Source organism: Spirosoma aureum (assembly GCF_011604685.1).
Taxonomy (GTDB): domain Bacteria; phylum Bacteroidota; class Bacteroidia; order Cytophagales; family Spirosomataceae; genus Spirosoma; species Spirosoma aureum.
The window spans coordinates 2,991,714-3,008,618 of record NZ_CP050063.1 but is presented as its reverse complement, the minus strand read 5'-3'; the positions used below and the strand labels follow the sequence as shown (position 1 = coordinate 3,008,618).

The following is a 16,905-nucleotide window of genomic DNA, read 5'->3' as shown; positions in this document are numbered from 1 at the left end:
TCTTCCGTAGCCTCCTGAATGCGATCCGTTAGGATCAAATCTTCCGCGATGACACCGGCCCAACTTCCAGATTGAGCACTCCGCGCGGACAGACTGCCGAACATATGCCACATCCAACGCACGACGACCGCACGATATCCTGCCCACGCTGCGCATAGGCGCGCACATCAATTCCCATCTCGCAATAAGCCGAACAATTTCCGCACGAAATGCATTGTCCGCCATTGGTGGTAATCCGAAAGCGGGATTTAAACCGCTGAACCAGCCCTAAGTAAGCCGCCAGTGGACAGCCAAATCGACACCAGACACGATTACCCATCAGCGGGTAAAAGCCCGTTCCTACCACACCTGCAAAAATCGAACCGATATAAAGACCGTAGGTTGAGCGGATGCTATAACTATCCAGAAAACCAAGCACAGTCGACTGGCCGGTAAAGTATGTATAAAGTACCAGCAGTGTCATGACCACCGCAAACACTAAAACGCCATGAACGATAACCCGCTCAGCTTTCCAGGCCTTTAGCGTCTTATCCGATAAATGCCGATACGGATCGCCGAGCGTTTCTGCCAGTCCCCCACAACCGCATACCCATGAACAATACCAACGTTTGCCAAAGAAATAGGTCATCACCGGCACCGCTACCAGCGCCAGAACAATACCCCACACGAGCATAAAAATACCCAGCGAACCAGCCTGTAATTTTTCATTTAGCTTGTAGTCGAAGAAGAATGTATAATCGAGTGGCCAGATATTTTTCAGATCCTGATACGGCTGATTAAGTCGCTGCATGATTTCTGGAATCAGGAACGCAAATGCCGTCTGGAAGAACATGACCGATAAGGTACGAAGTTGTTGGTATCGGCTGTGTCGATAATTTATCAGCATCCGAATCCCCATGACCAGAATTACCAGCGTGTATAAAAACCCATATAGAAACCAGCGACTGGCCGGACCAGCGTTCAGCGCACGACTAATTGGGTCTACTAACAACACCCAATTGGTCAGGTACTCCGGATAAAAATAAAGTGCAATATAAAATCCGATCAGAAAAACCCCCACACTAATTCCAATCCACCCCCGATCGGTAGCCGGGTGTCGATACTGTCGATTATTTTGAATTCCGGGCAGTCGTTTAGTCCCTGCCCATGCATACAGCAAACCACCTAGAGTAGCCAGCCCAAAACTCAACCAAAACCAAATCCATACGTTATTAGTCGTCAGCATTCCGAGTGATGCACGTTTCGCTACGTCGAACGTATAATTGTCGTAAATAACCTCACTCCAGGCTTTTTTAGCCCGCATATCGGCATTGTACGTAGCAATTGCTCCCCGAAAATCCTTAATAAACGCCCAGTTACTTGAATAGAGTTTATCTTTTATGAAGGCCGTTTGCCTATGTACAACAGCCTTATGTTCTGTTTTGACAACCTGATTGATAATCGCATCAGTCAGGCGGTATTGGCTTAAGGTCAGCGTAAAAATCCAACAGGCGAACCCAGTAATGAATAGAACCAGGCCGAAACGATGCAGGGATTTCATAATAGAATTGATTTGGGATAGCAATGTAAGCCAACCTTTTTATATACGCGGTTGATTAGCCGGTAGTTTTTGAAAGTCGATTAAACCGAATTGCATTATTCTTGTCTAATCATCGGCTATACTACCGTTTAACAAATTAAAATTTTCCGAAACCAAGAATTAACACATTGAAAAGTCGGCGTAATATGTATATTTGTTCGTAAACCGTATTGTACTGATTGCCATGAAAACTGTCTCTTATGAAGCACTTCAGGCCGAACATGCCTGGATGATTGTTTCTGATCAGCTCCAGCAGCGCAATAATGTGCTTGCTAAGGGAATTTCACATATGGAACGTAATCCGGCAGAGCTACCGATGGCCAGCCGGTTGATGATTCTGCGCTACCACCTGAAAATGAGCCTGCGCCAATTAACGCAGGAAGCACGGCAGCAGGCACGTACGTTGCAGGATACAAATCGGCTGCATCAACAGTGGCAGCACGTTCATCAGTTATTCTTTCTCCTTCGTCAGATCGACGCAGAACTCAACCGCGCCAGCTACGAGAATAATACCCTCCGATCGTGGATGGACACACTCGAAGGGCGCGTCTACCGTTCTGCGCTGGTACATCTTAACTAATGCCAATAGGGGCACTCAACCGAGTGCCCCTATTGCATGATCCTTTCCGGACAGATACGGCTATTAATGCCCATGTATCAGACGGATTTTTTGTACGCTTACAGGGGCGATACCGGGTTCGCAAACAGCAGGAGCCAGAGGGTCATTGGGTACAACAACTACAGAATTATTATTCCCCTTAGGGCCATTGGTACTGGTGGCCAGCCATTCCATTTTTACCCAGCCGTTAACATCCGGCCCATTTGGTGGCGGCCGAAACTCAATCAGCCCAATGTTAGCATTCAGCCAGCCCTGCTTATTACTTAGGTCAATTTCATAAGTGTGAAATTGACCATCATTAATAATCGGGAAATCAATATACTGATCCTCAGTTCGATAAAGAGTAGCATCATCAGGCTTTCTCCACGATAGACGAAAAGCGGTATTTTGCGTTTGAAAGGCAGCCCGCAGGTATAGTTTAGGGTTACTGCTACCCTGCCAGAAAACATTTGGCGATTGGATAAGATCCCGCTGTTTGTTGGTCAGCTGAACAGTCAAATTACCCTGAACAGGCCATCCCGAATCGACAGCATTGAAATAATGCCAGCCTTTGCGCGATGTATCGAACCGATAATTTGGGCCAGTTTCTGGCCTTGGTTTATCGTACATGTACCGCCGAATGTCGGTAATATGCCCAACGACCATTTCATAATCCCATTCATGCGTAAAGTTATGATCAAAAACAATATACGGTGTATTGGCAATGTAAGAAGCATCAGCCGTAAATTCATCCCCAGCCAGATCAGTACCAAAATAGCCTTTTTTCCAATCATACGAATTCTCAGAAAAAAGCCCAACACCAAAACCTCTGTCATCCGTTGAAGCCATCCAGGGTTCTGTCGGGTGAATATCGCCGAAACCAATAGGTGGGCGTATCTGCGTTAGCCCATCGTTTAAGAATGGTTTATTACCTGTGTAAGCATATATATTGTGATAATTGCCATTCAGATAAATACACGGCATTTCCTGCTGACGACCTTCATATTTGGTTTGGTCCGATCGAAAGAGTGTCACTTTTGCGTGAACTTTCACTACGTTATTCTCTAATCGTATCCAGTGTTCTATATACGATTCCCCCAACACGTCATTGAGGGCAAAATGCCGGGGATGGGTCTTTACATACAACAGATTAGCCTCTTTCCGGAAGGCCAAAATATCGGATGGATTACCGTAAACGTCACCCGCCTGAATTGGATTCCAGCCCAATCCAGTCCAGTTAGGGTTCGGTTGCTTGCCTTTCTCGGTATACGGATTAGGACCACTGTACAGGCCAACCTGCACCTGGCGGCCAAGGTCAAAATTATTGACCATGTTCTCACCATTGGCAAACGACAGGTAGGTAATAGCTCCTCCATACCGAGAATCTACACCAACCATTATACGGTCATTCTGAATCGTTTGTAAGCCGCTAAACGCGGTTACAGCTGGATCATGTGGCGTGTAAGTACCAACACGGCCTTTTGTTGAGCTCGGAGCCGTCCTCAGCTGAGCGCTTACCGCCCCTATTGTTACCAGCCAGATACTAACACAAAGTCGGAAAGATAAAATTCGCATAGGGGTGCAAGGCATACGTACTACTGATTGTATGTACTTGTATGATCCTCAACAATAAATATGCCAATTGCACCCTATAGAATAACGCGTTTATGATTAACGGTTAAATGCTGAAATTTGCTCATCAATAAACGTATTGGGCGTATTGCCAGACCGCACCAGCAACCGGTATCTGAACGTAACCGATTTGCCCGCCGGGAGCGTGTAGTTCAGAGCAGGAGCCTTTCCTTCCGAAAGAACTGAAGGTCCTAACGGATTGGCGGCAAACAATCCATATCCTCTGGCATGCCAGTAGGTTGGATAACCAACATTTTGTGGATGGTCTAACAACACTAACGATACGGCTTCTCCATTAACTGTTCCGGTCAGATTTACCCATTTTCCCCGTGTGCCCCAGACAGCATCGCCTTCTATCCCCTCGCTGCTATGGTATTTCCCCGTTACACCGGCATTGTCGAGTACGGGCACTTTTGTCGCTACACCCTGCGCATCCGTGAATACTTCGGGTTTGGTTGATGGTTGTTCGAGCTGACGGGCCAGGCGAAGTGCAATGAGCCCTTCTTTATTATCCTTGAAAACGACCTCCTTATCCACCGCTTTCAACGTAGTAACACGATCAATGGTCCGGCTATCAGTTGTTCCCTTAAACTCGTAGGTTGTCGTTTCCTGAAGCATCACTTTATTGTCTTTATCGAGCCAGTCGGCCGTGACAACTAGTTCTGCTTTATCCTTGCCGCTTTTCATCGATTTGACGCCCGTATGAACGATGGTTCCGAACGGACCTTTGTGTTCAGGGCCAACAGCCGTTGAGTTATTCCAGAAATCATGGCCATTCACATCGCCATAGTTGAACCACATACCAACGTGGTGCGGATGGTCGATTCGTTCGCCGGGTCGTGGGTCCATTGGCCAGCCCCGCGTAATAAAGTTCCCGCCTGCCGACCGAATCGGATAGAGAACGGGCTTTTTAAGCACAGTTGGGCCGGGATAAATGTAGGCCGTAAATGGCTTGCCATCTATGGTAACATCCACTCGCTTTTTGGCTTCGTCGTGGGTTAGTTGAATCCGGTTCGTTTGGGCTTGCGATAGCGTTGCTGTGGTAGCAAGCAGCAAGGTAAAAATGAGTTGGCGCATCGGGTTGTATCGTTTAATCGGTTTAATAAGCCCTATCTGGATTGGGCTATTGTAAAAAAGCCCCGGCCTAAAAAGCCAGGGCCAACGAAATGCTACTGATATATGCGGTCGGGAATTGGAAGAGATTACCGATTGGGTCACTTGATCCGCATAAATATCGGTTTCCCAATTACCTTAATTCCCCATCAAAATTTTGTTTGTCACGTCCTGATCAATCGTAATATAACCCGGATAATTGACCTGTTTGCCGAGCAAATCCAACGTTGGTTTGATTCGGATGGTCAGTTTTGATGCCTGTGTACCTGAAGCTCCCGACAGATTCTGCACAAGTTGGGTAAATGCATCTCGGGTTTTAGGATCGGTCAGAAGTTGGTAGGCATTAGTGTTCAGGCGAACCGGAACACGGGTCCGGCCTCCACCGGGCTGCACTTCAATCCGCTGATTCAGGAAACCATTAAACAATTCCTGACCAGCCAGCAGAATTTTATACTCTAACTGATTGATACCGGCCAGTTTATTGGTCGGATTTGTGATATCAAGATTAATTCGGGCATCCAGCGGGACATTGCGTGTCAGCAGGCCAGTGGCTAAACGCGGAAACCGGGCCGGATTGAGGTCTTCTAGCTTACGCAATTGCCGGACATCTATTCCTGCCAGATAAATACTGTCGGCCGACGCAATCGTATAGCGGCAATCGCCAAGAGTTTTCGCCTGCGAAATCTGCTTGTTCATACTACACTGGCTAAACAGTAATGGCAGGGCAACCAGCGCTAAAATAAGTCCTTTTTTCATGGTCAATTGTTAAATCATTTTACACGTAACGTTCGACAGTACGGAAAGGGTTTGGTTTAATTACTTTTAACGAACACTAGCTGGGCCCGATCTGCTTTGGCAACCTTTTTACGAAAATCTACCCACTCCGCATAAGCCGTGGCTGGAAAGCGCCCCCGATGCATGATTACACGCCGAATATAGACAACCCGGTCACCTTCCATTACTAACTGCGCCGTATATGTCCCAAATTTCGAGTCAATTTTCAGGGGATCTATTCTATACTCTGGCAAATACCCTTTAGGAAGTTGGTAGGTAATTGTGTCGCTATCAATAAAATCATAAGCCGATCCTAACTCCATCGGCGACTTACGGGATTGCGTCAAGGGTGTTGCCGACGAAAGCGATGACATCAGATTAAGGGGTAAAAACAGGCGCGTACCACTGGCATTCGCCCACCGCCGAATAGTCAGCTCCAGTGTTTCAATGACGGCAGGTACGTCGCCCACCTGTTCGCTATACGCGAACGTGTTTAATTCAAACGCAGGTATGGTAATCCGTTTGATAAGCCAGCTGCGCTGATCATCGTGGTTCAGGCGATGAAGAATGCTGCCATAATCGTCCTGTTGCAGACCCGTATAGCGCGTTATCACTTGAGCTGCAGCATCACCCTGTTCGTTGATTTTAATGGCGATCCGTCGTTGCTGAAGATTATCTGCTGGCTGATAGGCAGGCGTTTTTATCAATCGGCCACCTTCCGGCAAAATAAGCAGAACATGCCGGTTTCCGGTAAAATCACTGACATATCCGGCCGGATCATGGCTGCTTGTGCACTCCAGAAAGAGCGTATCCCGTTTATCAGGCACGCATAAAATAACATGGTTAAACTGGAAACTCGGAAAATCCGACATGGTATCCGGCTCTTTTTCGCCCGCTCGCACCAACGCCGGGTAAGCCACTACACCAGCTGCCTTTAACATTGCCATCGTATAATTTGTCAATGCCTTGTAATCGCCATAATTGCTAACAGCCACTTTCTCGGCTTCAATGGTTTGCCAACCGCCTATGCCGAGCTGAACACTTACATAGCGAGTCTGCTCCTGTAAAAAGTGGTAAACCTTACGAACTTTCCCAACTGTGGACGCTTCATTTTTTGTCAATTCGATCACCTGCCGACGCAGGTCTTCCGGTATGCGATCACGACCATCATTGAGGCTATAATAAAATCGGCTTACATCGCTCCAGTTGGTAATTTTTCCCTTATATTCCTGTACTTCAAAGTCTGTCGGAGCTGTATAAACGATGGGTAACTGCTCTCGTGCCGGTGGCGACAGCGGTTCAAATTCGACTGCCGGACGATTGGCCAGTTTCCAAACATACGTTTTACTCCCGTTTGCAGCCATCTCTTCGACCACAGGTGTTGGAATATTCACTTCTTTGTAGCGCAACGCAAGTCCTGGTGGCATATTCAACGTAAACGTCGCCTGCTCAACGGACAGATGCTCTTTATCCTGGGGAATCCACGTCGGATAAAACATCAGGTTGCGTTCGATAGTCACGACAATAAATTCAACCGTGTACGGATAGGTTGGCTGCTTCGGGAAGGAGGCTGCTTTGAGCCGGTTATCGTCGAATAAATTATAGTCTGAATAGGTACTATAATCTTCAATATCAGCTTTCTTAAGTTTCCTGATCAATTTCCCCGATGCATCGTACAAAGCTCTTCCAGGTTGGTTATTTTAGACAATTTATCATAACCGACTACCATTTTGGCATGCTCATCACCCTGCTCATCCAGCACTGTGATAACACTACGCACGCGCTGAGTAGCCTCTCCTGCTGATTTGACAGTAAATGTTGTTTCATGCCGACGAACTACGCCGTGTGCATTTTCTTTTAGCGCAGGCTCTACTATACCGGCCTGGTACTCGACCTGGGCACAGACCGTTTGACTAACCAACAGGGCTAGTGAAAGAAGTTTTTTCATGCTTTACTTATTTCTTCTCCGCTACGGTTCCACGTTTCAGAACAATCTGCTCGGCATGTTTCGCCACAATTCGACTGAACAACTCCCGTAAAGAGCCATATTCTTCGGTGAGATATAGTTGACGGCGTAGCACAATCCGGCTGGCAATCTGAATCTGATTAGCTGCATTGACAGATACCTGAAACAAAAATCGGCCGCCATCCTGAGGAAGTAGCATGGATACTGGCTTGGGCATTTCTTCTACCAGAAAGCCGGTCGGTAACGTATACGTAACCGAAAATGTCTTCTCCATTGGTACGCCAAAATCTACCGGGTAAAGTCGTTCCAGTTCCTTAAATGGATTAGCCGCGAATGCTTCAGTCAGCATAGGTCTGAAATAGAGCCGATCTCCCGCTCTGGAACAGGCCTCCGGAATAGCCATTGTGTACTCTACGTTAAAGGCACTACTTGATACATCAGCTCCTGAAAAATCAGCCATCTCGATCTGCCAGGCAGGTCTTGTTTTTTGAATGTTTTCAAGAAATTTCGATTTTCCTTCTTTGGCAAATTGCTTGCGGGCTTTCCGGGCGCTGTAGCCACCGTGAGAATGGAGCAGCTTACCCGACACCTCTCCTTCAGCATCAATTGTAAATGAACCCGTATGCATATCAACGTCGCGCTCCAGCGCCAGCAAGGGTATAAAACGGGAGTTCGTCTCATGAACAAGTCGTCCGGTTTCGTTCAGGCAATGTACGGGAAGCATTCCGGGCGTTAGGTAAGGATCGGTAGCATCCAGCAGCATATCTTTCCCGCCAACGGATACCTGCGCGATAACGTAATTAAACTTTTTCAATAACGCGTAGGCTTCACTAATTCGCCCATGCGAGCGAGTGCTAAGAATAACCGGATTGGCACTGATGTCCATTTCACGCAGGAGTGCAACCAGCATCAGGTTGATATCGGCGGCATTGCCTTTTTTGTTATCGAAAACCTTCTTAATACCATCCATCGACCATAGCGAAGCCTCATCGTTCCATTTGACAGTTTTCCGGATAAAATCATACGCTGCTTTTATGCGCGACAGGGTATCTGATTGTTGAGCTAGTAGTGATCTGGCCGTTTCCCGCATAAAACCAGCCCGCTTGATCTGTCCGCCAAAGTTGGCATCACTAAGGAGCGTTTTATCCATAGCATCCCAGCCAACCGATAAATTATGATTCCGTAGACCACCAGCGCCGGGTAACTGATAACTGGCCAGTTCAAAATCAATTTTGGACAGGTAATCGTCATCCGTTGTAATGTAAGCCTCATCTCTGAAAGCCGGTACATCTTTCATGGCGAACCGATAGGAGGAGGCCGACACACTCCCCTGGCCTGGCAGGAGATCAATAGAACTCTTTTTCTGTTCATTAACCACCATGCTCAGGTAGCCACTCATCAGCATTTTGTAATAGAAATAATCAGGGATCGTGATACGGTATTCGCTCCATTTAACCGGTATATCCTGCTGAAATCGCCACGTTCGAGGATTATGATTAACACTAAAGGGCGTATGAACGGTGTATTTATAGTCAAGGATAGCCCCTTCCCGGACGTTGGGCAGTGTATATTTTTCAATCCAAAACTGATCTGATGCTTTTTCGGTAAAGTGGCCAGCGTCGGTCAGTCGGTCAAAAGATACATTTCCATCAACCAGTTTATAGGTATAGGCCTCAAAATCCGAGATAAATTCATGCTGCCCTGCCTTTCCACGACGGGTAAACAGTTCAATTGTCGCTCGATCGTAGGCCGATTTCTTACGGATTTGTAGCCTGATATGATGCTGGGATACAAGCCACAAATCAGTGGCATTATGCTCAAAGGTTACCTCTCCATAATCGTAAAGAACCACGGCTTCTGCGCTGGAATCTGAAATGGTATGCGTAAACTGGTCGGGGGTGATCTTACCAAATTTAATGGCTGGGCCTGGATCGATTTTCTTCTGGGCAAATGCAATAGAAAGGCACAACCAAAAACATACGGCTACAATAAGTAGACGATACCAGGTAAAAGTAGGGACCATAAATGGTGGGTAGTATGAATGAATTAAGGGCGGAAAGGTATTATTTAATGAACTTATCTCAAAATATAGACTAATTCTTACTAGTCATTTATCCATTTTTACTCTATAAGTTAATTACATTGGCTGATCATTCGTACAAAACTTGAGCAATATATTCATGGAAATGATAACGGATCGGCAATGAAGAAAAGTAATCCGAGATTCGAAACGAACGGTCAGGACCGATTCTATCACTTATTGACACTAAGCTTTGGGGTTTTCTGAACTATATGAATCCTCCAAAACTTACTCTGATTTAAACGGAGTTTACCATCAGTCTCAAGTAAGTAATAACTAGCCGTCATAAAGAGGTGAAATAGCGATTTTTCTAAATAAACAGATAAATGAGGATGGCAGCAGGAAGCTATAATTGAAATTTTATAACCAGATGCCCAATTTATTACGTCCACTCATATCCAGACGTTTAAAATAAGGGCATTATTTCAGAAATAGAGCCAGCAATAGGCGTGATAACTGTTCATAGAAATCGCTATCTTTGTCCTGGAACGCACCGTCAATTTTAATGAACAAGCTGACCGCCGACGACCTGATTTACGGGTACATCCACGGTATTTTTCCGATGGCCGACGCAGACGGTACGCTCTACTGGTATGCGCCCGACCCGCGTGCTGTAATTCCGATCGATACCTACAAACCAGCCCGTTCGTTACGTCCTGTATTAAATAAAAAACATTTTGACATTCGGGTAAATGCTGATTTTGAACAGGTTATGCGATACTGTTCGCTGCCCCGATCGGAGACAGACAGCACCTGGATTTCAGAAGAAATTATTGAGGCTTATACGGAGTTACACCGGATGGGGCTTGCTCACAGCATCGAAACGTATATAGACAACCGTTTAGTTGGCGGATTGTATGGTGTATCGTTGGGAGCTGTTTTTTTTGGCGAATCGATGTTTCATCTTGTCGATAATGCCTCGAAAGTCGCGTTTCATTACCTGATCATGACGCTTCGTGAGCAGAAATTTGAACTCCTTGACACTCAATTCATTAACGACAATGTTCGACGTTATGGGGCTATTGAAATTCCCAAAGCGGACTACATGAAACAACTCAAATCGGCCCTCCGTAAGAAAGCCCGTTTTACCGAGCCTGTGCTGGAGCATTTATTCAGAAACCATGCAGATGATTCGGTAACTGACTAGCCTGCATACACACATCTTGCCAGCAATCATTATTTTTGTGCCCCTTTTGTTCAGGAACATCTTCGCTGATAAAAGGGATTTTTACATGTCAAAACCTGTTCTTGTACTTAAATTCGGAACGGCGTCCATTACGAAATCCACGGGCGAACCGAATGAACCTGTTATGGTGGACATTGCCCGGCAAGTGGCGGCACTGCACCCCTACTATAAAATTGTACTGGTATCGTCGGGCGCAGTCGGTGCAGGCAAAGCTCAAATCCGGGATTATCGGGGTGATATTAGTCAGCGTAAAGCCGCTGCCGCAGTTGGTAACCTGTTGCTACTCAATCAGTATTCTCGTTTTTTTTCGATTTACGGCATTTCTATTGCGCAGAGCCTTTGCGAACGGCACCACTTTGCCAACCGTGACCAGTTTCTGCAACTCAAACAAACGTATGAGGAGCTTTGGGCCAACGATATTATTCCCATTGCCAACGAAAACGACGTTGTCAGCAATCGAGAGCTTAAATTTTCGGATAACGACGAGCTGGCGACATTAATTGCTGTTGGTTTTGGGGCAGAAGCCCTGATGTTATGTACCTCCGTCGGTGGATTGCTGGATGCAGATGGGCAGATTATCCGGCAAGTCACTCACTTCGATGAACGAATCTTCAGTGTCGTCAGAACCGAGAAATCATCACTGGGCCTGGGTGGAATGGCCTCTAAACTGACGTTTGCCAAGCTCGCTACACGCATGGGAATTCGGGTCGTCATTTTTGGGCTTAACGAACCCGATAGCATGGGAAAGGCCCTGCGAGGTGAAACTGGAACAGAATTTTCACCTCAACCAACAACCATGTCGGCTCGCAACCGCTGGCTGGGCAGTGGTAGCCTGGCTGTTGGACAGATATGGGTCGATGCAGGCGCTGTACGGGCGCTGCAACAACGTCGAAGCCTACTGGCAGTTGGCGTGCGTGACGTGATAGGCGAATTTGCTACTGGCGAAATGGTCGAAATTCTGGATGAACAGGAAATGACCATTGCGGTTGCGCGAGCCCGTATATCATCCGCAACGCTGGCGCAACAGCTTAATCAGCAAAATGTTGAGGTAGCAAATGCAAATGATATTGTACTTTTGTAGCCGTTGCCCGGATGGTCACGTCCGGTTGTAATACAACTAGTTGCCTGACTTTATGCTCGGACATAGCCGTCCGTGTTACTTTTATGACACCGATCACCCCACTCCTTCAGGATACGCAACAGGCTTCTGCGGCCGTTCGACGGCTCAGCTCAGAACAGAAGACCGAGTTACTGAACCGGCTTGCCGACGTTCTGGCGTCTCATACGGCTGAGATTATTACTGAGAATCAGAAAGATCTTGACCGAATGCCGGAAACGGACCCGAAATACGACCGGTTGAAGCTGACAGAAGCACGCATTGCCGATCTAGCCAAAAGTCTGCGGGATGTAGCTCAGCTACCCGATCCGGCTGGTGAAGTCATTTTTGAGCGTACGATTGAGCAGGGGCTGAAACTAAAAAAAATTGCGGTTCCGCTGGGTGTTGTTGGCGTCATTTATGAATCCCGACCCAATGTAACGGTCGATGTCGCGTCGCTTTGCCTGCGGTCGGGTAATGCCTGCGTTTTAAAAGGTGGCAAAGAAGCTGATTTTTCCAATCGTTATCTGATCGGATTAATTCAGGGCGTTCTGGAAGAATTTGGCGTACCTAAGGCTGCTGTAACGCTGTTACCGCCCGATCGGGCCGTTGTCAATGAGCTTTTGACAGCAACGCGTTATGTCGATATTATTATTCCCCGCGGTTCCGAATCGCTGATTCAGTTTGTTCGCAAAAACTCGCTGGTGCCTACCATCGAAACAGGTGCTGGTGTCTGTCATGCCTACGTTGAAAAAACGGCAGATCTGGACAAAGCGGCTGCCATTGTTGTTAATGCACGCGTTTCACGTCCGTCGGTTTGCAACTCCCTCGATTGCGTCCTTGTCGATGAAGCCATTGCGGATACCTTTCTGCCCATGCTGACGGATGATTTCAGGAAATGGAACGTTGAGGTTTTTGCCGACGAATCTTCATACAACATTTTCGAGAAAGCCGGATACGAAAACCTACAACACGCTCGCCCTGACGATTTTGGACGTGAATTTCTGGATTACAAATGTGCCGTAAAGGTCGTTGCCGGACTCGAAGACGCGTTGTCGCATATTCAGGCGTATTCGTCGCGGCATTCTGAAGCAATTTTATCGCAGGATCAGTCGCTTATTGACCGCTTTCTGTTCGAAGTTGATGCCGCTGCTGTTTACGCCAATGCATCTACCCGTTTCACTGACGGAGGAGTGTTTGGATTGGGGGCCGAAATTGGCATTTCGACTCAGAAACTACACGCCCGCGGGCCATTTGCCCTCGAAAAACTGGTGACCGAAAAATGGGTAGTTGTTGGCGATGGGCAGGTAAGATGGTAACAAAAGCAAACGCTTAATCCATCAGAATTTTTTCTTTGTAAACAGAACGTGGAGTCGTGTTTAAACATCTGACTCCACGTTCTGTTTACAAAGCTTAATTAACAGTATCAGCAATGATAAGCGTATCTACTGTTCCCTGGTAACGGTCATCAATATTCCCCGAGCTATCTCTGAGCAAGAGGGTTACGTCATAACTTACTGCATTACCATTGATCCGAGGGTCGCTAATGTCCACAATTTGCCTCAGAATGTGGTGGTCTCCGTCCGTGTACCGAACATCAAAGCCATTTAAGGCAATATGAGCGGTGCGTACCTGGCTAGGGAAACTAACCGTCCGGGGTTCATTTTGAATCTGGCCCTGAGTTGGATCGAATACGACCCGATCGCGAATAAATCGAAGTGCCATTGTGTATAAGGGTTTATGTGCACCTGATTAGTCGCCTTACCCTAACAAAACGGAAACACTAAATTTATGATTGGCCCAAAAACGATTTATAACCGTTTCTGCAAGGCATTTTCCCACTGTTCAAATACGGTTTGATACCATTTGTGGCATTCTGGATCTGGTTCAAATGCCTGACCGAATGATACCTCTCCGGCCAGTTTTTCGAGCGATGTGGTCAAGTCCGAAATCAACAAAACAGCGCCCATTGCACTGCTTTCGTTACTGGCATTAAGCCGTACGGGCACCCCAAATACATCGGCCATCATCTGCACCCAAAACGTTGATTTGGCGAAGCCACCATTCGCATAAATCATGCGCGTTGGACCCGTTTGCTTTGCCAGTAACTTTTCAATACTTAACAGATTGAACATAACGCCCTCTAACGCAGCCCGAACAAAGTGCGCCCGTGTATGCCTGTAATCAACATTCAGGTAGGCTCCCCGCGCAGAGGCATCCCAGAGCGGGGCCCGTTCACCATGCAGATAGGGCAGAAAAAGTAAGTCCTCCGCACCCACCGGAATCGTACCAGCCTCGGTTAATACCTCATCAGTTTCCTGCAACGTCAACTTTTCGGCCAGCCATTGCAGTACATTGGCCCCATTGTTTGTCGGTCCACCCACCACATAATAAGGAGTCTCGTTCCGTTCGTCCAGATAATAACAAAACAGCCGTCCGTGCGGATCGCGCTGGGGTTTATGAACCGTCTGTCGTACCGCACCGCTCGTACCGATTGTAATGGTCGTGATACCAGGCTCAATACAGCCAGATCCAAGATTAGCGAGAACCCCATCCGATGCTCCAGGAAATAATTGCACACCCGCAGGCAATGCCGTTTTCATGACGCCTTCTTTGCCTGGATCATAGTCTACCACAAAGGTAGTCGGGTGCGGCTCCGAAAGCTGGTCAGACCGGATGCCCGCAAAATCAAGGGCAGGCTGAAACCAGGTTCGCTTTTCCATATCGAACAATCCAGTGGCAGTAGCCATCGAATAATCGATATCATAGCGAGCTGTCAGCTTCCACCAGACGTATTCTTTCAGCGAAATAAATTTTGCGGCCTGGTTCAATAAGTCAGGCTGATTCGCTCGAAACCAGGCTAGTTTGCAAAGCGGAATCATCGGGTGAATGGGCGTTCCCGTTTGGGCGTAGATAGAATCACCCAGGTCCTTTTGCGTCGTGTGAAGCTCAGTCGCCTGTGGTTCAGCCCGATTATCGGACCACAGCAGCGCGTTTGTTAACGGTTTGCCTACACTGTCAACCGCCAACAGGCTATGCATTCCGGCGCTAAAACTAATGGCCTTAATAGTAGCCTGTTGTCTTTTTGCGCCAATAACCACTTCACTCAATCCCTGCCGAACCGCCTGCCAGATGGCTTCAGGCTCCTGCTCAGCATAGCCCGGCTCGGGCGACAGTGTCGTTAGCGGCAACGATGTATGAGCAATGATTTTCCAATCGTGGGGAGTGACAGCGAGGATTTTAACGTTGGTGGTGCCGATATCTACGCCGAGCAGACAATTCATAGAACAAGAAATAATTTACGAAATGCCAAAGCAACGTATTTTTCCGATTCATCGCTGCGAAAAGGTGAAAAAAGCAGGCAGTCTTCAGTAAGTCTGATGCCCTCTGAGAACTGCTTATAAAGACTTATTTTTACGGTATCAGTTCATGTTGCAGTAAATTCTGAACAACATAAGCCTGCGTTCCGTAAAACTTGGCCATCTCACCTAATTTGGAGAGTTCAATGGAGAGATTATCCCGATAATTAGGCAAACAGTATTTATCGATTGCTTGCTCAATTGGCCGTGTAATCGACTTTTCGGCTTTGGCCAGCACACCGTTTACGATAATCAGTTCAGGGTTGAATAAATGTACGGCGGTCGATAAGGCTTTCCCTAACGCACTCCCGACATCGCTAAGCAGATCAATGGAAAATGCATCGCCAGCATTTGCTTTGGCGATAATACTCTCTATATCAATGGCATTCGTATCCATTTCGGACAGGAGCGATACCCGCCCTTCCAATAACCCTTCTTTAGCCCGACGAATCAGCGAAGAGGCCGATGCGAGCGTTTCCAGACAGCCAACTTTGCCACAGCTACATAGCTCCCCGTCTGTTTTCATCTGGATATGGCCCAGTTCTCCGGCAAATCCTGCTGATCCCTGCAAAATTTCACCATTGGTGATAACACCTAACCCAATACCCCAGTCGATATTGACGGACAATACGTGTTTTTTACCCTGTGCCAGACCAAACCGGTGCTCCCCAAAAATGGTCGCCTTTGTATCATTGATCAGGTAAACCGGTGCATTGAATATTGTTTGCAGGAGCTGATCCAGCGGCTGATCGGGACTGTTTATGCTCGGATAGGTATGGTTAACCGCTTCCCAGGGATTTACCAAACCGGGCAAGACAGCTCCCACGCCTATTACCTGAAGTTTGTCGGTTTTGATACGTTGGGCTAATTGGTCCAGTGGTTCGGCCAATATCTTTAGCAAGGCAGGGGATTTATCCAGGCGTAAATCTACCTCCAGACGATGGACGACCTGGTTAGCCAGATTAAATACCAGCAGTTTCGTATCATGAATATTAATATCGACTACTACGGTCACGAATTGAGTGGTATCGAGCGCAAACAGCGACGGTTTTCGCCCATACTGGGCAGCTCCGGTGCCAATTCCCTGTACCCAATGGGCCAGACTTAATTCATCGATCAGCGATGTGGTCGATGGAATACTGGTATGCAACCGATTGGCCAGCTGCGAAATAGTGCGCGACTCAGAACGATATAATTCCGTGATAATCTGACGCTTCAGCTTATTTTTTTTCGCATCTATGACGGAAAAGAAGACATTATCCTGCATATATAGATAGCGCAATAAGTCATTTTACCGACCCTGCACTTGCCGGTTTTATTGGAATTTACGAAATCTTCTCCGCAAGCAGTTTGCAAACGATTCTTTCGAAGAGCATCTCTCTTAAACTATAAACACTACAAGGTAGGTCCAATACCCTTCTTTTCTACTTTTCTTATACCAAATATTCGTTTTTTTTCTAAAGGGTTTTAGCCTATATCCTATTTTATTCAGGACTTTCGCTTAAAGCCGTGCCACGGTTAC

The 16,905-nt window shown here is 47.0% G+C and carries 14 protein-coding genes; 4 read left to right on the top strand and 10 right to left on the bottom strand.

Features of this window, described 5'->3' with window-relative positions:
- Window positions 1–34 precede the first annotated feature (34 nt).
- Window positions 35–1,540 carry a 4Fe-4S binding protein gene (locus tag G8759_RS11890; protein WP_167208189.1) on the bottom strand — a complete coding sequence of 502 codons (1,506 nt, stop codon included), beginning with the start codon at window positions 1,538–1,540 and terminating at the stop codon, window positions 35–37.
- 223 nt (window positions 1,541–1,763) lie between these two features.
- On the opposite strand from G8759_RS11890, the gene G8759_RS11885 reads away from it, so the two are divergent.
- Complete coding sequence (locus G8759_RS11885; protein ID WP_167208187.1) at window positions 1,764–2,159, top strand: hypothetical protein; 396 nt, start codon at window positions 1,764–1,766, stop codon at window positions 2,157–2,159.
- Between the two features lie 63 nt (window positions 2,160–2,222).
- On the opposite strand, the gene G8759_RS11880 is transcribed toward G8759_RS11885, so the two are convergent.
- The 6 genes from G8759_RS11880 to G8759_RS11860 form a co-directional block, all read right to left on the bottom strand.
- Window positions 2,223–3,752: a hypothetical protein gene (locus G8759_RS11880; RefSeq protein ID WP_167208185.1), complete on the bottom strand. Its 1,530-nt coding sequence runs from the start codon at window positions 3,750–3,752 to the stop codon at window positions 2,223–2,225.
- A gap of 96 nt (window positions 3,753–3,848) precedes the next feature.
- Window positions 3,849–4,886 carry a DUF6807 domain-containing protein gene (locus G8759_RS11875; protein ID WP_167208183.1) on the bottom strand — a complete coding sequence of 346 codons (1,038 nt, stop codon included), beginning with the start codon at window positions 4,884–4,886 and terminating at the stop codon, window positions 3,849–3,851.
- A 174-nt stretch (window positions 4,887–5,060) separates the two neighbouring features.
- Window positions 5,061–5,678 (bottom strand): hypothetical protein, encoded by a 618-nt coding sequence (locus tag G8759_RS11870; RefSeq protein WP_167208181.1) that lies wholly within the window; start codon window positions 5,676–5,678, stop codon window positions 5,061–5,063.
- A gap of 56 nt (window positions 5,679–5,734) precedes the next feature.
- Window positions 5,735–7,375: a DUF3857 domain-containing protein gene (locus G8759_RS11865; protein WP_232074217.1), complete on the bottom strand. Its 1,641-nt coding sequence runs from the start codon at window positions 7,373–7,375 to the stop codon at window positions 5,735–5,737.
- Window positions 7,351–7,644 carry a hypothetical protein gene (locus G8759_RS35845; RefSeq protein WP_232074216.1) on the bottom strand — a complete coding sequence of 98 codons (294 nt, stop codon included), beginning with the start codon at window positions 7,642–7,644 and terminating at the stop codon, window positions 7,351–7,353. The genes G8759_RS11865 and G8759_RS35845 overlap by 25 nt, the downstream gene beginning before the upstream one ends.
- 7 nt (window positions 7,645–7,651) lie before the next feature.
- Window positions 7,652–9,685, bottom strand: a complete 2,034-nt coding sequence (locus G8759_RS11860; RefSeq protein WP_167208179.1) for a DUF3857 domain-containing protein — start codon at window positions 9,683–9,685, stop codon at window positions 7,652–7,654.
- A 562-nt stretch (window positions 9,686–10,247) separates the two neighbouring features.
- Here G8759_RS11860 and aat point away from each other — a divergent pair.
- The 3 genes from aat (at window position 10,248) to G8759_RS11845 (ending at window position 13,343) form a co-directional block, all read left to right on the top strand.
- Window positions 10,248–10,889 carry a leucyl/phenylalanyl-tRNA--protein transferase gene (gene aat, locus G8759_RS11855; RefSeq protein ID WP_167208176.1) on the top strand — a complete coding sequence of 214 codons (642 nt, stop codon included), beginning with the start codon at window positions 10,248–10,250 and terminating at the stop codon, window positions 10,887–10,889.
- 85 nt (window positions 10,890–10,974) lie between these two features.
- Window positions 10,975–12,009 (top strand): glutamate 5-kinase, encoded by a 1,035-nt coding sequence (gene proB, locus G8759_RS11850; protein ID WP_167208174.1) that lies wholly within the window; start codon window positions 10,975–10,977, stop codon window positions 12,007–12,009.
- An 83-nt stretch (window positions 12,010–12,092) separates the two neighbouring features.
- Window positions 12,093–13,343, top strand: a complete 1,251-nt coding sequence (locus tag G8759_RS11845; protein ID WP_167208172.1) for a glutamate-5-semialdehyde dehydrogenase — start codon at window positions 12,093–12,095, stop codon at window positions 13,341–13,343.
- Between the two features lie 94 nt (window positions 13,344–13,437).
- On the opposite strand, the gene G8759_RS11840 is transcribed toward G8759_RS11845, so the two are convergent.
- From G8759_RS11840 to G8759_RS11830, 3 genes are all read right to left on the bottom strand, one after another.
- Window positions 13,438–13,749: a hypothetical protein gene (locus G8759_RS11840; RefSeq protein WP_232074215.1), complete on the bottom strand. Its 312-nt coding sequence runs from the start codon at window positions 13,747–13,749 to the stop codon at window positions 13,438–13,440.
- A gap of 86 nt (window positions 13,750–13,835) precedes the next feature.
- Window positions 13,836–15,308: a gluconokinase gene (locus tag G8759_RS11835; protein WP_167208170.1), complete on the bottom strand. Its 1,473-nt coding sequence runs from the start codon at window positions 15,306–15,308 to the stop codon at window positions 13,836–13,838.
- Window positions 15,309–15,438: 130 nt separating this feature from the next.
- Window positions 15,439–16,650, bottom strand: a complete 1,212-nt coding sequence (locus G8759_RS11830; RefSeq protein WP_167208168.1) for an ROK family transcriptional regulator — start codon at window positions 16,648–16,650, stop codon at window positions 15,439–15,441.
- Between the last annotated feature and the right edge of the window lie 255 nt (window positions 16,651–16,905).